Source organism: Bradyrhizobium sp. LeoB3 (assembly GCF_055456055.1).
In genome coordinates, this window is record NZ_JBVBEF010000002.1 from 242,721 (window position 1) to 267,135 (window position 24,415).

General features: G+C 63.1%; 24 protein-coding genes. 15 read left to right on the forward strand and 9 right to left on the reverse strand.

The genetic code is table 11. The annotated features are described in order from the left end of the window. Window positions 1-15: 15 nt before the first annotated feature. From ACZXDY_RS03835 to ACZXDY_RS03875, 9 genes are all read left to right on the forward strand, one after another. On the forward strand, window positions 16-396 hold the full coding sequence (locus ACZXDY_RS03835; protein ID WP_454630646.1) for a cupin: 381 nt from the start codon (window positions 16-18) through the stop codon (window positions 394-396). Continuing rightward, the gene (locus ACZXDY_RS03840; RefSeq protein ID WP_130224206.1) at window positions 386-991 is read left to right on the forward strand and encodes a UbiX family flavin prenyltransferase; all 606 of its coding nucleotides are present in this window, start codon (window positions 386-388) and stop codon (window positions 989-991) included. The genes ACZXDY_RS03835 and ACZXDY_RS03840 overlap by 11 nt, the downstream gene beginning before the upstream one ends. After that, a complete protein-coding gene (locus tag ACZXDY_RS03845; protein WP_464344558.1) occupies window positions 988-1,554 on the forward strand; it encodes a TIGR02444 family protein in 567 nt (188 codons plus the stop codon). The genes ACZXDY_RS03840 and ACZXDY_RS03845 overlap by 4 nt, the downstream gene beginning before the upstream one ends. Window positions 1,555-1,661: 107 nt before the next feature. After that, entirely contained in the window at window positions 1,662-3,083 is a 1,422-nt protein-coding gene (locus ACZXDY_RS03850; protein WP_464344559.1) for a UbiD family decarboxylase, read from the forward strand. A gap of 40 nt (window positions 3,084-3,123) precedes the next feature. Then, on the forward strand, window positions 3,124-4,089 hold the full coding sequence (locus tag ACZXDY_RS03855) for a Bug family tripartite tricarboxylate transporter substrate binding protein (protein ID WP_464344560.1): 966 nt from the start codon (window positions 3,124-3,126) through the stop codon (window positions 4,087-4,089). A 37-nt stretch (window positions 4,090-4,126) separates the two neighbouring features. Next, window positions 4,127-4,579: a tripartite tricarboxylate transporter TctB family protein gene (locus tag ACZXDY_RS03860; protein ID WP_456641119.1), complete on the forward strand. Its 453-nt coding sequence runs from the start codon at window positions 4,127-4,129 to the stop codon at window positions 4,577-4,579. Further along, a complete protein-coding gene (locus tag ACZXDY_RS03865; RefSeq protein ID WP_464344561.1) occupies window positions 4,576-6,078 on the forward strand; it encodes a tripartite tricarboxylate transporter permease in 1,503 nt (500 codons plus the stop codon). Before ACZXDY_RS03860 ends, ACZXDY_RS03865 begins: the two co-directional genes overlap by 4 nt. Before the next feature lie 40 nt (window positions 6,079-6,118). After that, entirely contained in the window at window positions 6,119-7,789 is a 1,671-nt protein-coding gene (locus ACZXDY_RS03870; RefSeq protein ID WP_464344562.1) for a thiamine pyrophosphate-binding protein, read from the forward strand. 41 nt (window positions 7,790-7,830) lie between these two features. Next, window positions 7,831-8,520, forward strand: a complete 690-nt coding sequence (locus tag ACZXDY_RS03875; protein ID WP_464344563.1) for a DUF2848 domain-containing protein — start codon at window positions 7,831-7,833, stop codon at window positions 8,518-8,520. Here the strand turns inward: ACZXDY_RS03875 and ACZXDY_RS03880 are convergent. The 5 genes from ACZXDY_RS03880 to ACZXDY_RS03900 all read right to left on the reverse strand — a co-directional run bounded on the left by ACZXDY_RS03880 (window position 8,517) and on the right by ACZXDY_RS03900 (window position 12,655). Next, entirely contained in the window at window positions 8,517-8,720 is a 204-nt protein-coding gene (locus tag ACZXDY_RS03880) for a hypothetical protein (protein WP_130224220.1), read from the reverse strand. The two genes, ACZXDY_RS03875 and ACZXDY_RS03880, sit on opposite strands and share 4 nt — an antisense overlap. Before the next feature lie 155 nt (window positions 8,721-8,875). Then, on the reverse strand, window positions 8,876-10,108 hold the full coding sequence (locus tag ACZXDY_RS03885) for an acyl-CoA dehydrogenase family protein (RefSeq protein WP_464344564.1): 1,233 nt from the start codon (window positions 10,106-10,108) through the stop codon (window positions 8,876-8,878). Window positions 10,109-10,139: 31 nt separating this feature from the next. Beyond that, window positions 10,140-11,144: an NrtA/SsuA/CpmA family ABC transporter substrate-binding protein gene (locus ACZXDY_RS03890; protein WP_464344565.1), complete on the reverse strand. Its 1,005-nt coding sequence runs from the start codon at window positions 11,142-11,144 to the stop codon at window positions 10,140-10,142. Window positions 11,145-11,168: 24 nt separating this feature from the next. Then, window positions 11,169-11,888 (reverse strand): ABC transporter ATP-binding protein, encoded by a 720-nt coding sequence (locus ACZXDY_RS03895; protein ID WP_464344566.1) that lies wholly within the window; start codon window positions 11,886-11,888, stop codon window positions 11,169-11,171. Then, window positions 11,885-12,655 carry an ABC transporter permease subunit gene (locus ACZXDY_RS03900; protein WP_464344608.1) on the reverse strand — a complete coding sequence of 257 codons (771 nt, stop codon included), beginning with the start codon at window positions 12,653-12,655 and terminating at the stop codon, window positions 11,885-11,887. The genes ACZXDY_RS03895 and ACZXDY_RS03900 overlap by 4 nt, the downstream gene beginning before the upstream one ends. Before the next feature lie 436 nt (window positions 12,656-13,091). On the opposite strand from ACZXDY_RS03900, the gene ACZXDY_RS03905 reads away from it, so the two are divergent. From ACZXDY_RS03905 to ACZXDY_RS03915, 3 genes are all read left to right on the forward strand, one after another. Continuing rightward, entirely contained in the window at window positions 13,092-14,186 is a 1,095-nt protein-coding gene (locus ACZXDY_RS03905) for an LLM class flavin-dependent oxidoreductase (protein WP_464344567.1), read from the forward strand. A gap of 171 nt (window positions 14,187-14,357) precedes the next feature. Next, window positions 14,358-15,479 (forward strand): methionine ABC transporter ATP-binding protein, encoded by a 1,122-nt coding sequence (locus tag ACZXDY_RS03910; RefSeq protein ID WP_464344568.1) that lies wholly within the window; start codon window positions 14,358-14,360, stop codon window positions 15,477-15,479. Then, the gene (locus ACZXDY_RS03915) at window positions 15,469-16,134 is read left to right on the forward strand and encodes a methionine ABC transporter permease (RefSeq protein ID WP_028162066.1); all 666 of its coding nucleotides are present in this window, start codon (window positions 15,469-15,471) and stop codon (window positions 16,132-16,134) included. The genes ACZXDY_RS03910 and ACZXDY_RS03915 overlap by 11 nt, the downstream gene beginning before the upstream one ends. Window positions 16,135-16,150: 16 nt before the next feature. Here the strand turns inward: ACZXDY_RS03915 and ACZXDY_RS03920 are convergent, their stop codons facing one another. Further along, a complete protein-coding gene (locus ACZXDY_RS03920) occupies window positions 16,151-17,083 on the reverse strand; it encodes an aliphatic sulfonate ABC transporter substrate-binding protein (protein ID WP_464344609.1) in 933 nt (310 codons plus the stop codon). 432 nt (window positions 17,084-17,515) lie between these two features. Between ACZXDY_RS03920 and ACZXDY_RS03925 the strand changes: the two genes are divergently transcribed. Beyond that, the gene (locus tag ACZXDY_RS03925) at window positions 17,516-18,292 is read left to right on the forward strand and encodes a MetQ/NlpA family ABC transporter substrate-binding protein (RefSeq protein WP_464344569.1); all 777 of its coding nucleotides are present in this window, start codon (window positions 17,516-17,518) and stop codon (window positions 18,290-18,292) included. 139 nt (window positions 18,293-18,431) lie between these two features. Here the strand turns inward: ACZXDY_RS03925 and ACZXDY_RS03930 are convergent, their stop codons facing one another. Then, complete coding sequence (locus ACZXDY_RS03930) at window positions 18,432-19,835, reverse strand: LLM class flavin-dependent oxidoreductase (RefSeq protein ID WP_464344570.1); 1,404 nt, start codon at window positions 19,833-19,835, stop codon at window positions 18,432-18,434. A 237-nt stretch (window positions 19,836-20,072) separates the two neighbouring features. Here ACZXDY_RS03930 and ACZXDY_RS03935 point away from each other — a divergent pair, with 237 nt between their 5' ends. Next, entirely contained in the window at window positions 20,073-20,870 is a 798-nt protein-coding gene (locus ACZXDY_RS03935) for a MetQ/NlpA family ABC transporter substrate-binding protein (RefSeq protein WP_464344571.1), read from the forward strand. Between the two features lie 12 nt (window positions 20,871-20,882). Here the strand turns inward: ACZXDY_RS03935 and ACZXDY_RS03940 are convergent, their stop codons facing one another. Then, on the reverse strand, window positions 20,883-22,100 hold the full coding sequence (locus ACZXDY_RS03940) for a GGDEF domain-containing protein (RefSeq protein WP_464344572.1): 1,218 nt from the start codon (window positions 22,098-22,100) through the stop codon (window positions 20,883-20,885). A 142-nt stretch (window positions 22,101-22,242) separates the two neighbouring features. Beyond that, the gene (locus tag ACZXDY_RS03945) at window positions 22,243-23,052 is read right to left on the reverse strand and encodes an outer membrane protein (RefSeq protein WP_464344573.1); all 810 of its coding nucleotides are present in this window, start codon (window positions 23,050-23,052) and stop codon (window positions 22,243-22,245) included. 349 nt (window positions 23,053-23,401) lie between these two features. Between ACZXDY_RS03945 and ACZXDY_RS03950 the strand changes: the two genes are divergently transcribed. Then, window positions 23,402-24,379 (forward strand): helix-turn-helix transcriptional regulator, encoded by a 978-nt coding sequence (locus ACZXDY_RS03950; protein WP_464344574.1) that lies wholly within the window; start codon window positions 23,402-23,404, stop codon window positions 24,377-24,379. Window positions 24,380-24,415: the final 36 nt, after the last annotated feature.

Here is a 24,415-nt window from a genome sequence, read left to right on the forward strand (position 1 = left end):
CAGGAAAGTCGAAAAATGGCAATCAACAAGCTTCACGACGAGTTTCGCGCCATCGATATGTCCAGCGGGTGGGAGACGCCCCCGGGCTATCCGGCCGGTATTCAGCAGAAAATCCTCTCGGGCGCCCTGGATGAAGTGAACAAGCGCGGCAGCCGCACCCGGCTGCTTCGGTTCGAGCCGGGCGTTTACACGACCAAGCCGTTCGTGCACGAATATTGGGAAGAGGTGTTCCTGTTTTCGGGCGACCTGATCGTCGGCAATGACGAGCAGGGCAATGGCGGCGAGTCGTTCAAGCCGAATACCTATGCCTGCCGCCCGCCGGGCGCCTATCATGGACCGTTCAAGTCGGTGACCGGCTGCCTTCTGATGGAGATTCACTATTTCGATCCCGCCTGAGGGCGAGCCGAGGCGTCTGATCGTCGGCATCACCGGAGCATCCGGCGCCATTTATGGCGTCCGGATGCTGCGACTGTTGAAGTCGATGCCGATCGAGACTCATCTGGTGATGAGCCGTTCGGCAAAAATCACGCTGACCCAGGAGCTCGACCTCAAGGTCTCTGACGTGACGGCCTTGGCTGATGTCGTCCACCAGGTTGATAATATCGGCGCCTCGATCTCGAGCGGCTCGTTCAAGACGCTCGGAATGGTGATCGCGCCGTGTTCGATGCGGAGCCTTGCCGAGATCGCCAGCGGCGTGACGTCGTCGCTGGTGACCCGCGCTGCCGACGTGGTCCTCAAAGAGCGTCGCCGGCTCGTGCTGATGGTGCGCGAGGCGCCGCTGCATCTCGGCCACCTCAGGTCGATGGTGGCCGCGACGGAAATCGGCGCCATCGTCTATCCGCCGGTGCCGGCGTTCTATGCACGCCCCGAGAACCTCGAGCAGATGGTCGACCATACGCTCGGCCGCGTCCTCGACCTCTTTGATATCTCGACCGATGTGGTCAGTCGTTGGCAGGGGCTCGCACCTGCCGACACCAAGGAGTCGCGTTGAGCGGCGAGGCGCCTGGGCCGGAGCGGGGCGCCACGGCGGGCGCAATCGATGCGGAAAGCTGGGCGTTTGCGCTGGAGCTTTATGCCGAGCCGGGCATCGCCGATGCCTGCCTTGCATTGCAGAACGAATGCGGCGTCGACGTCATGGTGTTGTTGATGGCGACATTCGCCGCCGTCCGCCGTGGGATTGCGCTGACGCCATCCGATGTCACGGCTATGGACGCGGCATGCCGCGACTGGCGTGAGCAGGTCGTGCTTCCGCTGCGCGCGCTCCGCACGATGTTGAAGTCGGGACCAGCGCCGGCGCCTAACGAGCAGACCGAGAAATTGCGGTCGAGCATCAAGGCGGCCGAACTGTCCGCCGAACGGTTGCAGAATGAAGCGCTCGCGCAATGGCTTGCGAAGCTGCCGGCGCGGTCGCGTGCACTGCAGCGTAAGGACATCATCAGCGCATTGCGAGCCGTGATTGATTTTGCGCTGCAAGAGCGCCAAGGCGAGCCGAGTGCGGCGCAGCTCTCGCTGATCGACGCGATTGTCGATCGAGCGCTTGGACCTTCCAACTAAGTCTGCGCGTACGGCGCGCACATCTTCAGCACGGCGTGCCTATCAAGCAGGCTTGACTAGCTTTATTGCTTAGCTATTCTTGTTTAGTAATTTAGATGGGATCGATCTTGCAGCCTGAAGTTCTCGATACGCGTTTCCGTTCGGCGCTGGCCCGTCTGGCGCAACGTGGCCGCATCCTCACCTATGAAAAGCCGGTCGATCCGCACCTCGAGCTCGCCGCGATGTTGAAGAAGCACGACGGCAAGCAGGTCCTGCTGTTTCCGTCGGTCAAGGGCGCGGACGTTCCGGTCGTCGGCAATCTCCTGAGTTCGAGAGAAAACTGCGAAGCGGGTTTCGGGCTGGATTTCAGGGGCATCCGCGGTCTCGTGCAGCGCGCCCTCGGTGGTCCGCTGAAGCCGGAGCTCGTGAAAGAAGTTCCTGTTCAGGAAGTGGTGCTCCGCACCGGCTTTGATATTACGAAGATCATACCCGCGTTGTTTCACGCACCGGGCGATGCGGGCCGCTACATCACCGCCGGCATCGTGGTGGTGGAGGATCCGCTCACCGGCATCTACAACGCCTCCTACCATCGCCTGCAGCTCTTGGGGCCGGACCGCGTTGCGATCAAGCTCGACTTCGGTCGTCACTTGCGGCTGGCGTTCGAGCGCGCCAAGGAGCAGGGCAGGTCGCTGCCGGTCGCGGTCTGCATCGGCACCGACCTCGCGCTGCACTTTACCGCGGCGACTATGGGTTCGCAGATGCCGGAAAGCGCCGACGAGCTTGCCGTCGCGGGCGGGCTCGCGGGCCGTCCGCTCACGGTCGGTAAGGCAGTGTCGCAAGACATCCTGGTGCCGGCGGAGAGCGAGTTTGTCCTCGAAGGTGAGATCCTCGCCGACGAGGTCGCTCCCGAGGGGCCATTCGGCGAGTTCGTCGGCTTCGCCGCGCCGGCGGCCGACGCGCCGGTCCTGAAGATCACCGCGGTCACGCATCGGCTGCGGCCGATCTACCACGTCATCAACGGCTTCGGACGCGAGACCATCATCCTGCGGAAATATGTACTCGAGGCCAGCCTGCTGAAAGTGCTGCAGTCGGCGATTCCAATCGTGACTGACGTCGAGATGACGTCAGGTGGCCTGCATCGTTTCCACGCGGTGATCCAGGTCCACAAGCAGAGCCGTCAGCACAACGGGCTTCAGCGCAACGCGATCCTGGCCGCATTCGGTGCGTTGAAGGATCTCGATCTCATCACCGTGGTCGACCACGATATCGACATCCGCGATCCCATCGACGTGGAATATGCGGTGGCGACGCGGATGGAAGCGTCCGCCGACCTGTTCATGATCCCTGGTGCGCGCGGCCACGAATATGTGCGCGTCAGCAAAGAGGGCGTGCGTACCAAGCTCGGCATCGACGCCACGGTGCCGTTCGAGGATCAGGACAAGTTCCGGCGGGTTGAATTCGCGCCGACGCCGGTAGAGCTCAGTGAATTCACCTCGGGCGAGGCGGTCGCCAGGAACGCTCTCGGCCTTGCGGGATCGAACATCACCTGAACCATCTTCACTCAATAGATCACAGGCGGGGAAACGAAAGATGATGCGAATTGCGGCGGCCATTCTGTCGGCAGGCATGGCATTGAGCGCCACGGCGGCATCGGCGCAGGAGTGGCCGAGCAAGACCATCAAGCTGGTCGTGCCCTATGCGCCCGGCGGCTACACCGACTCAGTCGCGCGCATCACCGCGCGATATCTCGAGAAGGAATTGGGACAGACGGTGATCGTCGACAATCGCGCCGGCGGCGGCGGCATTGTCGGCTCCGACCTCGTGGCGAAGTCGCCGGGCGACGGTTACACGCTCTGCATCTGCAGCGTTGGTGCCATTTCGGTCGCCCCGGTCGCGCAAACGACATCGTACGATCCGGTGAAGAGTTTCAAGCCGGTCAGTGTCGTCAGCACGATTCCGCAGACCGTGATCGTCAACCCGTCGCTCCCGATCAACACGATGCAGGATCTCGTTGCCTATGCCAGGGCCAACCCCGGCAAGCTGAGCTATGGGTCCAGCGGCGCCGGCGGCCTGATGCATTACTCGGTGCAGCTCTTCGATGCGCGGAACGGCACCAAGATGACCCACGTTCCGTTCAAGGGCGGTTCGCCGGCCACGGCTGCTGTAGTGTCGGGCGAGGTCAATTTGTCATTCACCAACATGACTGATGCGTTGCCGCAGATGGAAGCCAACAAGGTGCGCGCGCTGGCGGTGACGTCGGCCAAGCGCAACGAGTTCGCGCCGCAATTGCCGACGGTGTCTGAAACGGTGACGCCGGGCTACAGCGTCGAGTCATGGAACGGCCTGATGGCACCGGCCAGCACGCCGGACCCGATCATCGCCAAACTGTCGGACGTGCTGAAGAAGATGGCGGCGGACCCCGAGGTCAAGAAGAGCATGGCGGTGGTCGGCGCCTCGACCGTGTTCACCACGCCTGACGAATACAAGGCGCAGATCGCAGCTGAAGTCGAGCAGTGGCGGGAACTCCTCAAGGAAATCGCCGAGAAGAAGAACTGACTGGCCTCGGGATAGGTCAGCGGGAGGCAATATCAGCATGAGGTCATCTGCCGGACGCGGCAACAATACCGACTTCTATTCCGGCTTGCTGCTGATCGCGGTTGCGATCGTGGCACTGCTTTATATTCGAACGCTTTCAGTTGGCACCGTCCTGGAGATGGGGCCGGGCTACTTCCCGCTCGGGCTTGCGCTCGTTCTGCTCGGCATGGGGCTTTGCCTCGCCGTCAAGGGACTGCTCGCCGAAGGCAGTCCGATTGGATCGTTCCATCTGCGGCCGTTGATCTGCATCCTGCTGTCGTTCACGGCTTTCGGCGTGCTGGTCGAGCGTGCCGGGTTGATCATCGCGATCCTCGCGCAGGTGGCCATTGCGCATTTTGCCTCCGTCGAGACGCGTTGGCGGCAGAGCCTCGTGAGCGGCGTGCTGCTCGCGGCGGCCTCGGCCGTGATCTTTGTGTGGCTTCTCAAGATTCCGGTGGACCTCTTGCCATGACCGATGTCTTCGCCCAGCTTGGTCATGGCTTCGCCGTCGCCGCGACGCCGATAAATCTCTTCTTCTGCCTGGTCGGTGCCATCTGCGGCACGTTGATCGGTGTGTTGCCGGGCCTTGGTCCGGTCGCCACGATCTCGCTGTTGCTGCCGGCGACCTATGCGCTCAGTCCGGTCTCCGCGATCATCATGCTGGCTGGCATCTACTACGGCGCGCAGTATGGCGGGTCGACGACGGCGATCCTGGTCAACATTCCCGGCGAATCCACCTCCGTGGTCACCGCCATCGACGGCTACAAGATGGCCCAGCAGGGCAGGGCGAGCGAGGCGCTCGCGATTGCGGCCATCGGCTCCTTCATCGCGGGATGCATCGGCACCGTCGTCATCGCGCTGCTTGGACCGCCGCTCGCCTTGATGACGCAGCAGTTCGCCTCGCCGGACTATTTCTCGCTGATGGTGCTCGGGCTCGTCTCGGCCGTGGTGCTCGCCAACGGCTCCGCGTTTCGCGCCATCGCGATGATCTTTCTCGGCCTGCTGCTCGGCATGGTCGGCATGGACCTCAACACCGGCGAAGCCCGCATGACCTTCGGGCTTGTTGAACTGTCCGACGGCATCAATTTCGTCGCGCTCGTCATGGGGCTTTTCGGCGTCGCCGAAGTGATCTCCAATCTCGAAGGGGCATCGGTCCGCATCGTCAACAAGATGCGGATCGGCACCATCTGGCCGTCGTTCAGCGCATTGCGAGGGGCATGGGGCGCGGTTCTGCGCGGCACCGCGCTCGGCACGCTGTTCGGCATCCTGCCGGGCGGTGGCGCGACCATCGCGTCGTTCTCCGCCTACGCCCTCGAGAAGCGCGTGGCGCGTGACCGGTCGCGGTTCGGCAATGGCGCCATTGAAGGCGTGGCGGGGCCGGAAAGCGCCAACAACGCTGCGGCGCAGACTTCGTTCGTGCCGCTGCTGACGATGGGCATCCCGACCAGCGCCACCATGGCGCTGATGGTTGGTGCGTTGACGCTGCACGGCATCGCGCCCGGACCGATGATCATCTCCCGGCAGCCAGACCTGTTCTGGGGCCTGATCGCGAGCATGTTCCTCGGCAACGCAATGCTGGTGATCATCAATCTGCCGATGATCGGGATCTGGGTTCGTTTGCTCGCGGTTCCCTACCGGCTGCTTTATCTGGTCATCGTCGTCGTCTGCGCCATCGGCGTCTACTCGGTGAATAATTCGAGTTTTGACGTTTACATGACGGTCGGCTTTTCCCTGCTGGGTTACGTCCTGCGCAAGCTCGACGCCGAGCCGGCGCCATTGTTGATGGGCTTTGTGCTCGGACCCATGGTTGAGGAGAACTTTCGGCGCAGCCTGATCACCTCGCATGGCGATCCCATGGTCTTCCTGCAGCGGCCGATAAGTCTCGCGCTGCTCCTGATCTCGGCAGCCTTGCTGATCTCGATCATGATGCCGACGGTGCGGCAGCGCCGCGTCGAAGTCTTCCAGGAGTGAGCGGCCAGCAAGGCGCCGTAACGCAATCAGGAACGAGCGCGTGAACAAGCATGATCCGGAGCAACCGGCCGGTCCGGTAACGGCTTTGCGCAGCGGCGGCCAGCTATTGGTCTCCGCATTACGCGTCAATGGCATCGACCGAATGTTCGGCGTGCCCGGCGAGAGCGCGCTGCCGATTTTCGATTCGCTGCTGGATGCAGGCATCCACTTCGTCACCTGTCGTCATGAGGCCACGGCTTCGCACATGGCGGAAGCGGACGGCAAGATTTCCGGACGTCCCGGCGTTTGCGTCGTCAGCCGCGGCCCCGGCGCGATGCACGCCGCGATCGGGTTGCACACCGCCTGGCAGGATTCGACGCCGATGATCCTGATCATCGGACAGGTGCCGCGCAGCCACCGCGGTCGCGAGGCGTTCCAGGAGATCAACTACGTCAGAACGTTCGACGACATGACGAAGTGGGTCGGCGAGGTCGAGTCACCGGACCAGATTCCCGAGTTCGTCAATCGTGCCGTCCACATCGCGATGCAGGGACGCCCCGGCCCGGTGGTGCTGTCGCTCCCCGAAGACGTCCTGAGTAGCACGAGCGATGTCGCCGATGCGCTCCCTGCGCAGATTGTCGAGACCGCGCCGTCAGATCAGCAAATAGCGCAGGTCGGCGAACTGCTCAGTCGAGCGCAAAAGCCGCTCGTCATCATCGGCAATCTCGGCTGGACGCCGGAGGCGGCCGAGCAATTCAAGGCGTTCGTCACGCGCAACGACCTGCCGGTCGTCGCAGGGTTCCGGTCGCAGGATGTGCTGGATAATCGAAGCCCGCACTATGTCGGTGATCTCAGCCTGGGCTGCAGCAAGGCCCTGATGGAGCGCGTCAAGGCGGCAGACCTGCTGCTGGTGATCGGGGACCGGCTTGGTGATGTGACCACCAACCATTTTTCGTTGCTCGACGTGCCGACGCCAAAGCAAGTCCTGATCCACGTGTTTCCTGGAGCCGAGGAGCTCGGCCGGACCTATAATCCGACGCTCGCGATCCAATCGAAATCGTCCAATTTCGTCGCCGCGCTTGCGAAGCTGCGGCCACTGGATGCAAAGCCGTGGGCTGGCTGGCGCGAGGAGTCACGCCAGGCTCTGGTCGATTATCAGTCGCCACGGCCGGAGACGGCGAGCTTCGATCTCTCCAAGGTGATCGCCCATCTCAATCGCGTGCTGCCTGATGATGCCGTTGTCACCAATGGCGCCGGGAACTACACGATCTGGCTGCATCGCTACTACTGCTACCGGCAACTCGGTACCCAGATTGCGCCGAAGTCCGGCTCGATGGGCTATGGGCTGCCGGCCGCGATCGCAGCGAAGCTGCGTCACCCGAAGCGTACGGTGGTCTGTCTCGCCGGCGACGGCTGCTTCATAATGGCGTCGCAGGAGTTCGCGACCGCAGTTCAGCACAAGCTTCCGATCATTGTCATCATCGTCAACAACGGCATGTACGGCTCGATCCGGATGCATCAGGAAAACCATTTTCCGGCCAGGCCGAGCGGCACGGACCTGCTGAATCCAGATTTCGGGGCCCTGGCGAAGTCGTATGGGGCGCATGGCGAGATCGTCGATCACCACGATCAATTCCCCGATGCCTTTGCCCGGGCGGCAAGGGCGGATCTACCGACCGTCATCGAACTGCGCGTCAATCGCAATCAACTCACCCCGGATCGTAGCCTGTAAAGCTCGGCTTAAGAAAATCGAGCACGCCACATGGAACAGACATGAAGAACGATATCGAATTCACTTTGGTTGCCAAGAACGCCACCACGCCGCTCAAACTGTCGATCACGCAGGCGGTGATCGCCGGCTGGACCGGGCGCGATCCGGTCGCGCGCGACAAGCACATTGCCGAGCTCGCGGCGATCGGCATCGCGCCTCCGGCTTCGACCCCGATCTATTACCGATGTGCCGCGCGCAGGCTGACGACCGCCAGCAGCATTGAATGCACCGGCACCGAATCGAGCGGGGAGGTCGAGTTCGTGCTGTTTGGATTCGAAGGGCGTACGTTCGTCGGCGTCGGCTCCGATCATACCGACCGCAAGGTCGAGACCTACAACATCACGGTATCAAAGCAGATGTGCGACAAGCCCGTGGCGCCAATGCTGTGGGATCTCGCTGAAATCGAAAGCCACTGGGATCAGATCATGCTGCGATCCTGGGCGACGATCGACGGCGAACGCGTGCTTTATCAGGAAGGCGCGCTGAGCGGAATGCTGCCGGTGCCCGATCTGATCGAGCGCGGATTTGGCACTGCCCGACTGCCCGATGGCTGCGCCATGTTCTGCGGCACTTTCGCTGCCAAGGGTGGCATCCGCCCGGCCAGCCGCTTCGATTATGTCATTGAAGATCCCGTCTTGAAACGCAGCATCAGCCATGGCTACGAGATCATCACGCTGCCGGTGCTGGGCTAGGTGCCACGGGCGGACTTCATCTGGGACTCGGTCGGCACCTTCCGATCCGGGTCCCTGTCATCCTTGTTGCCTTCAGACAGGCGAATGCGTCGCTCATAGTGGTGAGCCAACTGCAGCAGGCGCCGCTTGATGAATGGATCTGCTTGCTCCGCAATGGCCCGAACCGCGCGCGCTCTTTCTCTGCAAAACTCGTCGTCCATCGATTTTGTCCCCGCAGACATTCAGCAAGCGGGGCGGACGTTAGCGCGGTTGGCCCGATTTATTTGTGATCGAGATCACACCTCCAGGTCGAAGTCGAAGCGAGTTCCTCCGGCGTCAGCACGGCAACCCGGGGCGGGCTTTTCCGACGCGTGCTCTAGAAGAAGCCCTTCGCCGGCAGCGGTGTGCCGCTGATCTCGTATTGTCCGATCGAGCGCGCCTTGAAGGTCGTTGGGTTGTGTGAGGATAGGGTCCGCGCGTTGCGCCAGTGGCGGTCGAAGTTGGTGACCTTCTTGGTGGCGGAGGCGCCGCCGACGTCGAACAACAGGCTGCCGGCGCGGATCGCGAATTCGTCCGCCACGATCTTGGCCTTTGCCGACAGCAGCGCGGCCTCGTGCGCGGCCTCGACCGCGTTGGCGGCACCCGCGTCGAACGCATCGGTCGCGACGTCAAGCGCGTCGGCCGCCGCGAGCACGACGGTCTCCGCGGCGAAGGCGCCGCTTGCGATCTGGCCCACGGTCTGCTGCAGCAGCGGATCGTCGGTCGGGGTCTGGCTTGGCGCATAGTAGAAGGTACGCTTGCGGGAGCGGACGAGGGCAGCGGCCTCGCGCAGGCTGGCGCGGGCGATGCCGGCGACGATCGCGGTCAGGAACAGTTGCGCGAACGTGTTCGAATAGGGCACGCCGTAGCCGATGTCAGGCGCATCGAACACGACCTCCTGCCGTTTGACCTTCACGTTGCGGAAATGGGTCGTACCGGTTGCCGTCAGCCGCTGACCGAGCCCGTCCCAATCGTCGATCAGCTCGATGCCTTCTCGCTTCACCGGGATGATCGTGGCGCCAGTCGCTCCGGACGGATCGGCGGCGCGCACCAGGACGTAGTCCGAATACAGCGTGCCGGTGCTGTAATATTTCGTGCCGTTCAGCAGGAAGTCGCCGTTCTCATCCGGCGTCAACGTGGTGTTGGGCGTGATGTCGCCGACCTTCGGGCTTTCCAATTCGGTGGTCGCAAGTCCGATGATGGCGCCTCCCGCGACCGCCTTCTGCCATTCCCGGCTCTGCTCGTCCTTGGGCGTGCGCACCAGACGCTCGACCACGCTGAAGTGATTGCGCAGAATATGCGCGACGTTGGCGTCGGCCTCGCCAAGGCGGATCACGACCTCGAACAATTCGCGGATCGTGCTGCCGGCGCCGCCGGCCGCCGTTGGCAGCCGCAGCGCGCCGAGCCGCGCCTTGCGGATCAGGTCGATCTCCTGGAACGGAAGGACACGGTCGCGCTCGCGCTCGCTGGCGCCTTCGGCAATATGTTTCAGGAGCGCTTCAACATCTGGTGAGCGGGGATCGAGACGGTGCGACGATCCCAAGGAAAGTGCAGATACAGGCTTGTTCATCGTTTGACCTGGATGGAGTTGGAATGATCGTTCAGAGTTGCGCGAGGTGGTCGGTGATCTTGACCGGCTCAGGCAAGACCTTGCGCGCCACCAGCCAGTCGGCGGCCTTCTGCAAGTCGGCGAGGAATCTTTCATCATTGACCGGGAAGTAACGATATTGCCGGTTCAGCGCGATGAACTGATCGCGCACCTGGTCGCTGTACTTGCCGGCCTTCTGCGCGATGTACTCGGCGTCCTTGCTGTTCTCGGAAATCCATTTGCCCTCGGCGCGGAAGGCGTCGTTGACAGCGCGGACCAGCGCCGGATTGTCGGTCGCGAATTTGCGGGTGGTCAGATAGGAGGTGTAGTCGATCTGGAAATCAAGGTCGCGCCCCTCCAGGAAGATATCGTGCGCCTTGTATTCGAGCCGCGCAATGTCGACGCCGGGGCTCCACATCGACCACGCATCGACCTTGCCGGAGGCCAGCGCCGGCGCCGCGTCGGGCGGATTGAGATAGACGAATTTCACCGCGGAGCGGTCGACCTTGTGCTTCTCCAAAGCCGCGACCAGAAGGAATTCGCCGAGCCCTGAACGGTTCACCGCAACCGATTTGCCGACGAGATCTTCGATCTTGTTGATGCCGGAATCGTCCTTGGCGATGATCGCGGTGGTGCGTGGCTCGTAAACGACGAATTGCGTGAATACCAGCGGCGAGCCGGCGATGATCGCGGCCAGCGCCGGCGTGGTGCTGCCGCCGAAGCTGAAGTCCGCGCTGCCGCCCGTCACCGCCTGCAGCGTCGGGGCATGGTTCGGGAACGGTCCGAGCCATTCGACCTTGATGCCGTCCTTTGCCAAGAGCTTGTCGAACTCGCCGCGCTCCTTTGCGATCAGGTTGAGGCCGCTGAGTCCCCAGGTCAGGCGGACCGTGTCGGTGGTGCGGCCGGTCGCCGACCGCGCGGTCTTGGGCAAGCCGAAGCCGCCAAGCACGCCAAGGCCCGCGGCGGCGGAGCCGAGAAAACGCCGGCGGGAGGGGTTGGCAGACGAGAAATTAGACATGGATGAACGGTCCTTCCGAAGAGCTCAAGCTGTATGGTGAGACGCAACGACGCCAAGCTCTGCGAGCAGCTCGGATCGCGCAATGCGGCCAGCGCCATCCCTTTTGGTTCGATGCTCAAACGCGATCCGGCCCTCGCGCATCACGAGGATGCGGTCGGCGAGCGCAATCGCTTCGTCCACGTCATGTGTCACGAGCAGGACGCCCGGCCGATGGTTTGCCACCAGTTCGCGGACGAGATCGTGCATGCGGATACGGGTCAGCGCGTCGAGCGCGGCAAAGGGTTCATCGAGCAGCAATAGCTCCGGCTGCTGCACCAGGGCGCGTGCCAGCGCGACGCGCTGGGCCTGCCCGCCGGAAAGGTTGCGCGGCCAGTCATCGAGCCGGTCGCCGAGGCCGACCTCGGCCAGCGCTGCTGCCGCGCGTTCGCGCGGATCCTTCACCTGGAGTCCGAGCGACACGTTGCGCCAAAGACTGTCCCACGGCAGCAGGCGGTGCTCCTGGAACACGACCGCCGGACGTCGTGGCGCCACGATGCGGCCGCCGTCGATTGGGTCGAGCCCGGCCAGCGCGCGCAGCAGCGTGGTCTTGCCGCAACCGCTTTCGCCGAGCAGCGCCACGAACTCGCCGCGCTCGATGCGCAGACTGAGGTTTTCGATCACCACGCGCTTGCCATAGGCACGGCGCAGGTTGGTCACCACCACCGCGGGCGAGGCAACGGAGGAGGGCACGACATGAAGGGTCATCGCGCGCCTCCATAGTTCGGGTGCCAGGCGAGCAAGCGCCGCTCGAGCAAGCGCGCGATCGCGTCCGCAGCGACGCCGATCAGCGCATAGATCACGATCGTCAGTACGATCACGTCCGTGCGCAGGAATTCGCGGGCATCCATCGCGAGGAAGCCGATGCCGGACTGCGCGCCGATGGTCTCGGCCACCACCAAGGCGAGCCATGCGGTCGCGAGTGCATAGCGCACGCCGGTCAGGATCGAAGGCAGGGCGCCCGGCAGGATGATCCGCCGGATCAATTCAAGCGTGCCAAGACCCTGGATGCGTCCGAGTTCGATCAGTTTCGGATCGACCTGGCGAATCCCCAACGTGGTGTTGATGTAGATCGGGAAGGTGACGCCAAGCGCGACCAGGAAGATCTTCTCGGCCTCTCCAACGCCGAGCCAGACGATCACGAGCGGCAGCGCCGCCAGGAACGGGATTGCGCGGATCATCTGCACGCTGCGGTCGATTGCGGCCTCCGCGATGCGCGAGAAGCCGACCAGCATGCCAAGCGCAAAGCCGATGGCGCCGCCGATCGCAAAGCCGGCCACAGCACGCAGCAGGCTGATGCCGAGATCGTTGAGCAGGCTTCCGGTGGTCACAAGCTTGAACGCCGTCCTGACGACCTTGCTTGGTGCCGGCAACACGTGCGGCGACAGCCATCCGGCCTGCGCCAGCACTTCCCAAACGACGAGCAGGGTCACCGGCGCGAGCCAGGAGAGCAGTTGCAGTCCGCGGCGGCTCAGCTCGAATGGTTTCCGCGGGGATGCAGCCGCGCCGTCCTTGCTCTCGGTCCCATCAAATTCGGCCGGGGAAACGGTTTGTTCCAGGTTGCTCAAGACAACGTCGTCCTCGCTTCATCGTGTTGCATGATGCGCGCGCCGATGAAGCGACATCAGGATGCCACGCGCGAGGCACATCGGAGCATTCACCCAACTGCGGCGCTCCGCCGCGTGAGTGCACGCCCTTCCATATGTCGCGAAATCTCCCACGAATTTAGCCGGACAGAAATAGAGCGGTTTTCCAATTGTCTGGTGCCGGAGAGTTTTCTGGTTTCTTTGCGCGCGCAAGACGGCAAAGAATATCTTTCACCGCGGCTGCGCTTGATCTCGCTTCGCGCTTTGGCGAAAACAGCCGCGCTTCCACCACGGCATGATGCGCGCAATTCGAGAGAAATCACAAATGACGGCACGACCGCTTCGTTTCGGCATCTGGGCATTGGTTCATGGACCGCGTGCCGCGCATCAGGATCCGGAAGAACCCTATGATGCGTCGTGGGAGCGCAACCGCGATCTGGTGCTTGCGGCGGAACGGCTCGGCTATGACTCCACGCTGGTCGCGCAGCACACCATCAATCCGCATCAGGAGGATCTCGATCAGTTGGAGGCGTGGAGCGCGGCGGCGGCGCTTGCGGCACTGACGAGCCGGATCGAGATCATCGCCGCCATCAAGCCGTATCTCTATCATCCGGTGGTGCTGGCGAAGATGGCGCTCGGCATCGAGAACATCAGCCGCGGTCGCTTCGCGATCAATCTCGTCAATGCCTGGAATAAGCCCGAACTCGAAAAGGCGGGCATCGGCTTTGCCGAGCATGACGCACGCTATGCCTATGGCCGTGAATGGATCAGCGTGGTGTCGCGCCTGATGCAGGGCGAACGGCTGACCTACAAGGGCGAGCATTTCGACGTGCGCGACTACGCACTCCGGCCCGCCGACCTCTACCGGCAACGGCCGCTGATCTATGTCGGCGGCGAATCCGAGCCGGCGCGGGCGCTGGTCGCCGATCACGGCGACGTCTGGTTCATCAATGGCCAGCCGCTCGCGGATGTCGCGGCGCTGATTGCCGATGTCGCGGCGCGGCCGCGGGTTTCGGCGCCGTTGCGCTTCGGCCTTTCGGCGTTTGTGGTCACGCGGCAGACCAACGAAGAGGCGCAGGCGGCGTACCGGCGGCTCCTGGACCTCGCCGCCAAGGATGCGCCGATGCGGGCGATCCAGAAGCAGAACACCGATCCGAAGGTCGTGATGATGCAGACGATGCAGAAGACCGCGCGGGTCGGCAGCAATGGCGGCACGGCGGCCGGCCTTGTCGGCAGCTATGACGAGGTGGCGTCGCGCATCCTTGCATTCCACACAGCAGGCATCGAGCTGTTCATGCTGCAGTTCCAGCCGTTCGAGGCGGAGATGGAGCGTTTTGCCAGGGAGGTCATCCCGCGCGTGCGGCAGGCGCAGTCCGCGGCGGCGGCCGACGGAACTGCATTGTTGGCAGGTTCACGCTAGCGATCGGTCGGTGCCCAAAAAACCAGCACACAGTCTGGCGGAAGGAATTTCTCTTGCCGAGGCGAGCGACGAAAGCTTGGCCTACGTCTCCGCCGATATCTGGAATTGCCAGCGGCCCCTGCTCGCGTAATTTTGCAGTGCAGCGCGCAGCCGAAAGACCGGATTTCAGCAATGAATGTGCATCAATCTCTCGCGGCCTCACGACCGCCGGAGGCATTTCCGCCCGTCGCCCCCGATGTCGTCTCCAAGGAGGCGATGGTGCGGTTCGAGGCCGTCTCGAAAACCTACCCCGCCTATCGCGGTAAGCCGAGCGTCACGGCGCTGCAGGACATCGACTTCGCAATTCCCCGCGGCGCCATCACCGGCGTGATCGGCCGCTCCGGCGCCGGCAAGTCGAGCCTGGTCCGGCTGATCAACGGGCTGGAGAAACCGACGACTGGCCGCGTCATCGTCGATGGCAGCGACATCTCGGCGCTTTCCGGTCGCGAGCTGCGGCTGGCCCAACGCTCGATCGGCATGATCTTTCAGCATTTCAACCTGCTGTCGTCGCGGACGGCGGCGGACAATATCGCCTTGCCGCTTGAAATCGCCGGCTGGTCGAAACCCGAAATCGCCGCGCGCGTCACCGAGCTGCTCGACCTCGTCGATATCGCCGACAAGCGCAATCGCTATCCGTCGGAGCTCTCCGGCGGCCAGAAGCAGCGCATCGGCATCGCGCGTGCACTGGCGACGCGGCCGAGCGTGCTGTTGTCGGACGAGGCAACCTCGGCCCTCGATCCGCAGACGACGCGCTCGATTCTCGACCTGCTCGCCAATATCAACCGCGAGCTCGGCGTGACCATCATCCTGATCACCCACGAGATGTCGGTCGTACGACAGCTCGCCAAGGAGGTGATCGTGCTCGATGCCGGGCACATCGTCGAGCGCGGTCATGTCGCCGACATCTTCACCCATCCGCAACATGCGATTACCCAGAGCTTTCTCTCCGAGGTCCTCGGCGACGCGGTTCCGGTTTCCTTGTCGAGCCGGCTGCAGCAGCAACCGACGCCAGGTGGCCAGGCCGTGATCCGCGTGCTCGTCCGCGGCGATGGCGGCGACCGGCTGGTGGCGCGGCTGTCGCGCGAGCTTGCGATCGACGCGGCGCTGTTGTCGGCCCGGATCGACGAGATCGGCGGCCAGCAGGTCGGGTCACTGACGCTTGGCGTGCCCGGCGACGAGGCCGTGGTTGCGCGCGTGCTGTCCTTCCTTGCCCAACATCGGTTTTCCGCGGAGCGCCTCGGCTATGTCGCCTGAACTCATCAATCTCATCATCCAGGCGACCGGCGAAAGCCTGTTCATGGTCGCGGTCTCCGCCTCGCTCGGCACGTTGTTCGGCCTGCCGATCGGCGTGTTCCTCGCGACCAGCCGCAAGGGCGAATTGTTTGCCGCGCCGGCTGCGAATGCGATCCTTGGCGTCATCGTTAACGCGACGCGTTCCACGCCCTTCATCATCCTGGTCGTCGCGATCATCCCATTCACGCGCCTTGTCGCAGGAACCTCGATCGGCTCGGGAGCGGCGATCGTTCCGCTCACCATCGCCTCGACGCCGTTCATCGCGCGCCTTGTCGAGGGCGCGATCCGCGAGGTCGATGCCGGCCTGATCGAAACTGCCTCGTCGTTCGGCGCCACCCCGCTGCAGGTCGTGCTCAAGGTCCTGATCCCCGAGGCGCTGCCAGGGCTCGTGCTGTCGCTGACGCTCGCGGTGGTCAGCCTGCTCGGCTATTCGGCCATGGTCGGCGCAGTCGGTGGCGGCGGACTGGGCGATCTCGGCATCCGCTACGGCTATCAGCGCTTCATGCCGGGCATGATGCTGGCCGTGGTGGTGGTCCTGATCGCGCTGGTACAGACGGTGCAGACCGCCGGCGACTATCTGGCGCGCCGGGTCAACCGCCGGCTGCGCCATCGTTGAGCCCTCACGGGCGCCGTCAGGATCCTTTCGGCGCCCAGATCTTGACGTCTGACGTATCGACCTTTCTCGGGATCAACCCTTCGGCGACGAACGCATCGGCGATGCGCTGCTGCTCTGATAGTCCGGGAACGGTGACTGCGCCGACCTTGTAGGAGCGATGGCTGTTGGCTTCTTCCACTGCCGCGGCGTCGATGCCCCAGAGGCCGGCGAGAATGGTTGCGGCATCCTTGGGGTTGGCCTTCACCCACTTCCCGGTCTCGGCAAGCTTGTTGAAGATCACGTTGAGCGCGTCGCCGCGGCGATCGGCAAAGGCAGCCGAGGCGACATAGTAACGCTTGTAGCTTGCGAGTCCGTTGCTGCCGTCGGAAAGGATCCGCGCGCCGGACTGGCGGCTGGCACTGGTGAGGAAGGGATCCCAGGCCACCCAGGCGTCGACATTATTGCTGACGAATGCTGCGCGGCCGTCGGCCGGTGTCAGATAGGCGGGCGTGATGTCCTTGAAGGTGAGGCCGGACTTGGCGAGCGCTGCAAGCAACAGGAAATGGCTGCCGGCGCCTTTTGTCACCGCGACCTTCTTGCCCTTGAGATCGGCCACAGATTTCACGGGCGAGTCCTTCGGCACCAAAATCGCCTGCGCCGACGGCGATGCGGCTTCCTCGGCGACATAGGCGAGCTTGGCGCCGGCGGCCTGCGCAAAGATCGGCACGGTGTCTGCGACATCGGCGCCGAAATCGACGCTGCCGACATTGATGGCCTCGAGCAGCGGCAATCCGCTGGTGAATTCGTGCCAGGACACAGTGATGCCGAGCGGCGCGAGCGCCTTCTCCAATTCACCATTGGTCTTGAGGATCGCGGTGAGCGTCGAGGATTTCTGGTAACCGATCCGGATTTCCTCCGAGATCGCAGGCCGCGCCAGCGAGATCATCGCCAGCACGCCAAGCGCGCTCATGGCGAGCCGGCGCGTGATGGGTTTGATCCGGGAGGCGGCTGGAACTTGCGAACGCGGGCGAGGCGAGAACAACATATCTGTGGCTTCCAAAATAATGCGGATGAATTCCGGAACCTCATTTGCGATCAATCGCGTGCCGGTGGCAATTCCGGAGAAGTCGTCCGATGTGGTGCAAAATTCTCCGCGGACGACAATTAAGAGAATTACGTTTCGCGTGACATGCTGTCACCGTGCTGCATCATCCGTTCGTACGGAGGACCGATCGGCTGCGGAGAACAGAAGCATCGCGCTGCACCATGTAGAGCAAATGTTTTGTTCCCCACGTTGAATGATCGCAGCCGTTTCGTCGTTTTGTCACCGAGGCGGTTGAAGCCACCAATGATCGGCGCTAGTGCCAGCCGCGTTACGTTTGTGTGATCTTTGGAGAGCTTTATGCGAATCTTTACCGCGATCGTTGCGGCAGCCGCCTTGTTTGCCGGCGCCGCAAGGGCCGAAACCATCCGGGTTGGCGTGACCGCCGGGCCGCACGCCGAGATCCTCGAGGTGGTGAAGAAGGTGGCCGCCGAGCGTGGCCTCGACATCAAGGTCGTCGAATTCACCGACTACGTCATTCCCAATCAGGCGCTGGCGCTGAAGGATCTGGAAGCGAACTCGTTCCAGCATGAGCCTTATCTGAAGAACCAGATCTCCAAGACCGGCTGGAAGATCGTGAAGGTCGCCAACACCATCGCTTCGCCGCAGGGCGTCTACTCGCTGAAATACAAGAAGCTGGCGGATCTGCCGGAGGGCGCACGGGTGGCGATCGCTAACGATCCGTCGAACGGCGCGCGCGGACTGATGATCCTTGCCCTCCACGGCGTGATCAAGCTGAAGGACTCGAACAACGTCGCCTCGACGATTGCCGACATCACCGAAAATCCGAAGAAATTGCGCTTCGTCGAGCTCGACGCGGCACAGCTCCCGCGCTCGCTGCAGGATGTCGACCTCGTCTCGATCAACAACAATTACGCGGTGCAGGCCGGCCTCAATCCCGCGACCGACGCGATCGCGCATGAGTCGAAAGATGGCCCGTGGGTCAACATCATCGCTGTGCGCGAGGAAGATAAGGACAAGCCCCGGGTCAAGCAACTCGTCGACGCCTATCACTCGCAACAGGTGAAGGAGTTCCTCGATAAGCGCTTCAAGGGCACCTATATCGCCACGTGGTGATAGACCTGACGTAGGGTGGGCAAAGCGAAGCGTGCCCACCATTGCGAGCGGAGTGCCTGATGGTGGGCACGGCGCAAAGAGCGCCTTTGCCCACCCTACGCGGCGTTTGTTCGCTTCGCGCTGCCGAACGGCTAATACACTATTCGGCGGCGTTGGATCGAACGGCATCGGTCGGCAGGCGGCGAAATCCCGCGCCTGGATGCGCCGCATGCAGGCGCGGTCCGTGTCCCGGAAACAGCTTCTCCCGTAAGGTGCCGTCGCGATAGGCGGTCTTGTAGACGCCGCGGGATTGCAATTCGGGCACCACCAGATCGACGAACGCGTTCAGCGATTCCGGCACGACAAGACGGAACAGGTTGAATCCGTCCACGTCGGTCTCTTCCGCCCAGGCGATCAGTTCGTCCGCCACGTCCTGCGGCGAGCCCACCACGAAGGGTGAGCGTGCGCCGAGGTGGCTCAAGCTGGCAAGGTCGCCGATCTTCACCGGCCGCTCGCTGCGCAGCGTAAAATTCTCGACCATCGACTGGATCGCATTGCTCTCGACGTATTGCACGGCCTCTTCGGGACGGTAGGTCGAGAAGTCGATGCCGGTCCATCCCGAGAGCAGCGCGAGCTGCCCGGCTTGGTCGACATGGCGGGCGTAGTCTTCCAGTAGATCGTTGGCTTCGGCGCGCGTCGGCGCGACGATCACGGTGGCGCCGGCAAACAGCCTGATGTCATAGGGATCGCGCCCGAATTCCTTTGCGGCCTCCCTGATCTCGCGGACGGCTCGCGCGAGGATCGGCCGGGTCTGGCCGTTGAGGAAGATCGCTTCCGCATGCCTCGCGGCGAAGGCGCGGCCGCGCCGTGACGTTCCCGCCTGATACAACAATGGCGTGCGCTGCGGCGACGGTTCGGCGAGATGGATGCCGTCGACGCGATAATGCGAGCCTTCGTGCCTGACACGATGGACCTTCGCCGGATCGGCGAACAGGCGCGTGCCGCGGTCGCGGCGGACGGCGTCATCCTCCCAACTGCCTTCCCAGAGCTTGTAGACGGCGGCGAGAAAATCCTCCGCCGCGTCGTAGCGTTCGTCATGGGCGCGGGCGGTGGGCAGGCCCATCCCGCGCGCGCCACTGTCGAGATAGCCGGTCACGATGTTCCAGCCGATCCGTCCTTTGGTGAGATGATCGAGCGTCGAGAAGCGGCGCGCGAATTGATAGGGATGCTCGAATGTCAGGTTCGACGTGATGCCGAAGCCGAGATGCTTGGTGACCAGCGCCATCGCGGAGACCAGCAGCGTCGGCTCGGCGTTGGGCAGTTGGACGGCATGGCTGATCGCCGCATCCGGATTGCCGCCATAGACGTCGTAGACGCCGAATACATCGGCAAGGAAGATGCCGTCGAGCAGGCCGCGCTCCGCGGTCCTGGCATAGTCGACCCAGTAATCAAGCGTGTTGTAGTCGATCGACGCATCGCGCGGATGCGACCACAGGCCGGCCCAGTTGTGGCTCGGCGCGGTCATGTTGAACGCGTTGAAGCGAAGTTCTCGCGGTCTCGTCATCAGCCGTTCTCCGCAACGGGTTCGTGTTTCGCGGAAACTATCACGCCAGCCGGACGACGTTGTTTTCAATTTGCCGCGGCGGATGAAAGATTACCGCCGCGTCAGGCCAAAGCCGCAGCACGCGCATCGCTATTCTCTCCGACGCCTCGACAGCGCAGAGACCGGCAAGCATCATTCGTCAACGGCGCTCGCGAGGCCGCCTCATACGATCCTTCGAGAAGAGATGGACCTGACAAGATGAAGACGTTCATGCGTATGGCGCAGGCCGCCGGCCTGTTGCTTGCCCTCGCCACAGTCGCGGTTGCCGACGAGCCGCTGAAGATCGCGACCAGTGCCGGCCCGGTCGGGCAGTTGGCTGGCTATGCGGCCAAGCTCGCCAAGGAGAAGGGGCAGGACGTCAGGATTGTCGAGCTCAGCGACTGGGTGGCGCTGAACGAAGTGGTCAACAGCGGCGATGTCGATGCGAACCTGTTCCAGCACGGGACTTACCTGGCGCTGCAGAACAAGCAGCGCGGCTTCAATCTCGTTCAGGTCGACAAGGTGGGCGTGATCGCGCCGGTCGGATTGTTCTCGAAGAAGATCAAGAGCCTCGACGAGATCAAGTCCGGCGACAGCGTCGCGATTCCCAACGAGCCCTTGAACGGGGCGCGCGGATTGATCCTGCTCGAACGCGCCGGCCTGATCAAGCTGACGCCGGGCAAAGGTTTCGCGGTGAGCAAGTTCGACATCATCGAAAACCCTAAGAACCTGAAGATCGTCGAGCTCGATCCCGCGCAGACCTATCGTTCGCTCGATGACGTCACGCTGGCGCTCGTCAACGTCACCTATCTGATCCCGGCCGGCGGCGATCCGAAATCGGCGCTGATCATCGACCGCACCATCGATGACGGCCTGGTGCTGCGCTTCACCGCCCGTGCCGACAAGAAGGACGACCCGCGCCTGAAGGCGTTCATCCAGGTCTTCAACTCACCGCAGGTGAAGCAGTTCATCGAGGAAAAGCTGCCGGCCTTCATCCCGGCGGGGTTCGACGGCTAGGCTCCAGGCAAGTCAGGACGAGCTGCGGACGATCGGCGCAGCGTCGCGATCGGTCGGCGTCACCGGGTGCAGGATGCTGGTCCGATTGCGTCCCGCCTTCTTCGCCGCGTACAGGGCGGAATCGGCTGCCGACATCAGCCGATCCAGGACGATGTCTCGAGCGTCGGCGATCGATATCCCCGCGCTCGCGGTGGCCATGATTTGAATGTTGTCATGAAGGATCGGCGCATCGCTGAACGTGGCGCGAACTCGATCGACGACGAGCCTTGCATCGTTGATCGTGGTGTTCGGCAGCAGCAGCGCGAACTCTTCCCCGCCGATCCTGCCGAAGACGTCGCCCTGGCGGATCGCGCGCGCGGCGCGCCTGGCGAACTCGGCGATGACCTCGTCTCCGGCAGGATGGCCATGCTTGTCGTTGATGGCCTTGAAGTAGTCGATGTCAAAGAGGGCAATCGCGATCTCGCACGACTTGCCGGATAGTTTGGCAAGCCGGGCTGCGCAGGTCTCGAAGAAGCCGCGTCGATTGAGGACGCCGGTCAACTGATCGTTCATCGCGAGATCGCGGAGCCGGCGTTCGGAACGCTCGCCGATCATCAGAATGCCGAGGACGACGATCGCCACCATCGCGACGGCGGATTGGAACGGCGCAAAGGTGAGCCACCCCCGGAGCGGGCCCGCGCCGATTTCGTCGCGCATGACGAAGATGGCAATGGCCTGGCTGTAACTGACCACCGTCTCAAACAGGCAGATCAGCGCGATGCAGAGCCGCGGCGAAAGTTCCCGGGACGATGAACGCCAGAGATCGAGGCCGATCAGCAGCGTCATCGTGCCGATCGCGAGATTGTAATCGATCTGGCGAAGCGCGTAGCTCGGATACGCGAACGGCAGGCCCACTGCCCATATCAGCGGCGGCAGCAAGGCCAATACAGGTAGCGGTCGTTGGTCGAAAACACGCACACCGCACCAGAGCGCGCCCGCGCCAAACAGGGCGAAAAAGCCGGGAACGCCGAACGCCGAGAGCTGGGGCAGCGTCTGGCGCTGTGCCGCAAGAATGACGCCAAGAAAGGACAGCAGGAACCCGAGGATCCACCAGGAATAGGACTTAGTGGAGCGATCCCGCACCCATGTGATCACAACGATCAAGCAGCCAATCGCGCATGCGGCCTCGGCCAACAGCCCGACGGTGAACATATCGAACAAGGACCACAACTCCGGACCTTTCCCCAGCACGACCAGCTATCCGCCCGACCTTAAAGGAACGGGAGCGAATTCACTACAATTCGATCGATTCGGTGGCGGTTGAGCAGAGCCGGAAACGGCGAGGGCTGCGGCGATGCCGCAGCCCTAAGGTCATTGAAGATCGTGGATTCGCTCAGAACCTGTAATTGACGCCGGCCTTGACCGTGTGAAGCTTGGTGCTGACGTCCATGCTGGCGCTCGAGAAGAAGCCGTTGGCGACGTCATCGACCGCGCTGTTGAACACGGTGTGGCTGCCAAGGTCGACGTAGAGATATTCGGTCTTGAAGGACCAGTTCGGCGCGAAGGCGTATTCGAGACCGGCGCCCGCGGTCCAGCCCCATTGCGTGTCGCTCGCCGAGATCACGGCCGGCAGCGGACCGACAAGTCCATTGGCGTTGAAGCTGGCGTGCGATTTGACCTTGCCGTAAGCCGCGCCGCCGGTCGCGTAGAGAAGGACCCTGTCCCAGGTGTAGCCGAGGCGACCGCGAACGGTGCCGAACCATTCGATCTCGGATCCGATGTCGAAGCTTGCGTTGCCGACGACGCCCGGAGCGGTGAAGAGCGCGGCGCCCGCGAGCTTGCCCTCGATACCCGACCATTCGAAATCGGCTTCGATGCCGGCGACCACATTGTTGGCGAACTGATAATTGTAGCCGATCTGGCCACCGCCGAAGAAACCGCTCGAGTTCAGGTTGAGATTGCCGGCGATGCTCGATTCGAGCGCAGGCGCTTCCGCCTGAAGCTGCCGCTGGAATGCCTGGAACGGATAGTTGAACTTGTCGCCGCCAAAGCCGACATTGGCGCCGATATAGAAGCCGGTCCAGGACAACACTGGGACGGCCGCGATGCGCGGCGCCTTGACCGGATAGGACAGATCGGCGGCAAAGGTCGGGCCCGCCGCCAAGCCAAGACCAAAGACAGTGCCGAGTAGAAACGTCTTCATTACCACGCCCCTAAATTTCCCTGGAGAAAGGGTTTTCCAATGCATCGCCGTCATGGGACGGCGACATGTGAAGGCTGGGCGAGCGCGTCGCGACCTCGCAGGGGGTGAGCTCGACGCAGTTCCTCGCAGCAGCCGTGTCGCAACATGGCAGGGGTTGCAGCGATGGTCTTGTTCTCGCCCGCACCGGATTTTAGCCCGAGCGCGCTCCCGCTAAACCGTTCGTCCGTGTGGCTGTTGTGCAACAACCCGAAGCGGCATCAGCGATTCGCGACGCGCTGCGGCAGAGTTACTCATGGCTCGCATGGAGCGGCGCCGGTAACATGGTTGTGTAAGTGCAATTTCAAGAACAATGCATCAAACAAGCTTCCACTCCGACAATCTCGATCCCGCGCTTGAAGACGATCGAAGGTTTTCTCTCTGGTATGAGAAGGTGGAGGCGCTCACCTGTTGTGTCGACATCACGAGGTTCGAGGACCGACCGTTTTCCGGGTTCCTTCGCTGGTCCGGCTTTCAGGACATTCACGTCACCCGATTCGGGGGCGCCTTCGGCAGGGTGAAGCGATCGAGAAGCGCCATTTCTCGCGGCCCCGATGACGATTTCTGCCTTGTCTTCCACCGCGGAACCGGCACGCTGCGGGTGGATCAGTCAAATCGCGAAGCGACTCTCCCTTCCGGCGGCGTATTTCTCGGGACAAATGGCGTGCCGACGGAGATGGCGTCCGATACGCCCTTTGCCTGGACGACGTTGACGGTCAGCCGGGACCAACTGACTGCGCTGGTCAGCCAGGCGGACGACCTGTTGGCGCGGCCGCTCGATCCGCAGCGGCCGGCTGTTGCTCACCTGCGGCGCTATATCGAAAGCGTCGTAAAGCTGTCGCGTGCGCCCCACGATCCGCAGCTCGACGCGCATATTCGCACCACTCTTCTCGACCTGATCGCGCTGGTGCTCGGCGCGCGCGGTGATGCCGCGCAGATCGCCACGACGCGTGGCCTGCGGGCATCGCGCATTCACGACATTATTGCCGAGATCGATCGAAGCTTCATGAGTGCCGGTTTCTCGGCAGCGAACGTTGCCCGCCATCTCGGTCTCTCGACCAGATATGTGCAGGATCTCTTGCACGAGACGGGCCAGAGCTTCACGGAGCGTCTGCTGGAGCGTCGCCTGCAGCAGGCGCGGCAGATGCTTACGAGCGAGCAGGGAGATCGTCTCAAGATCAGCGAGATCGCGCTCGCATGCGGCTTCGGCGAGGTCTCCTACTTCAACCAGCGGTTCCGCCGCCGTTTCGGAGTCACGCCGACAGAGTGCCGGCGCGATTCGTCTCGCTGAAGCTCTCACGCGATCCGTCGGGCCTCCAATTTGCGA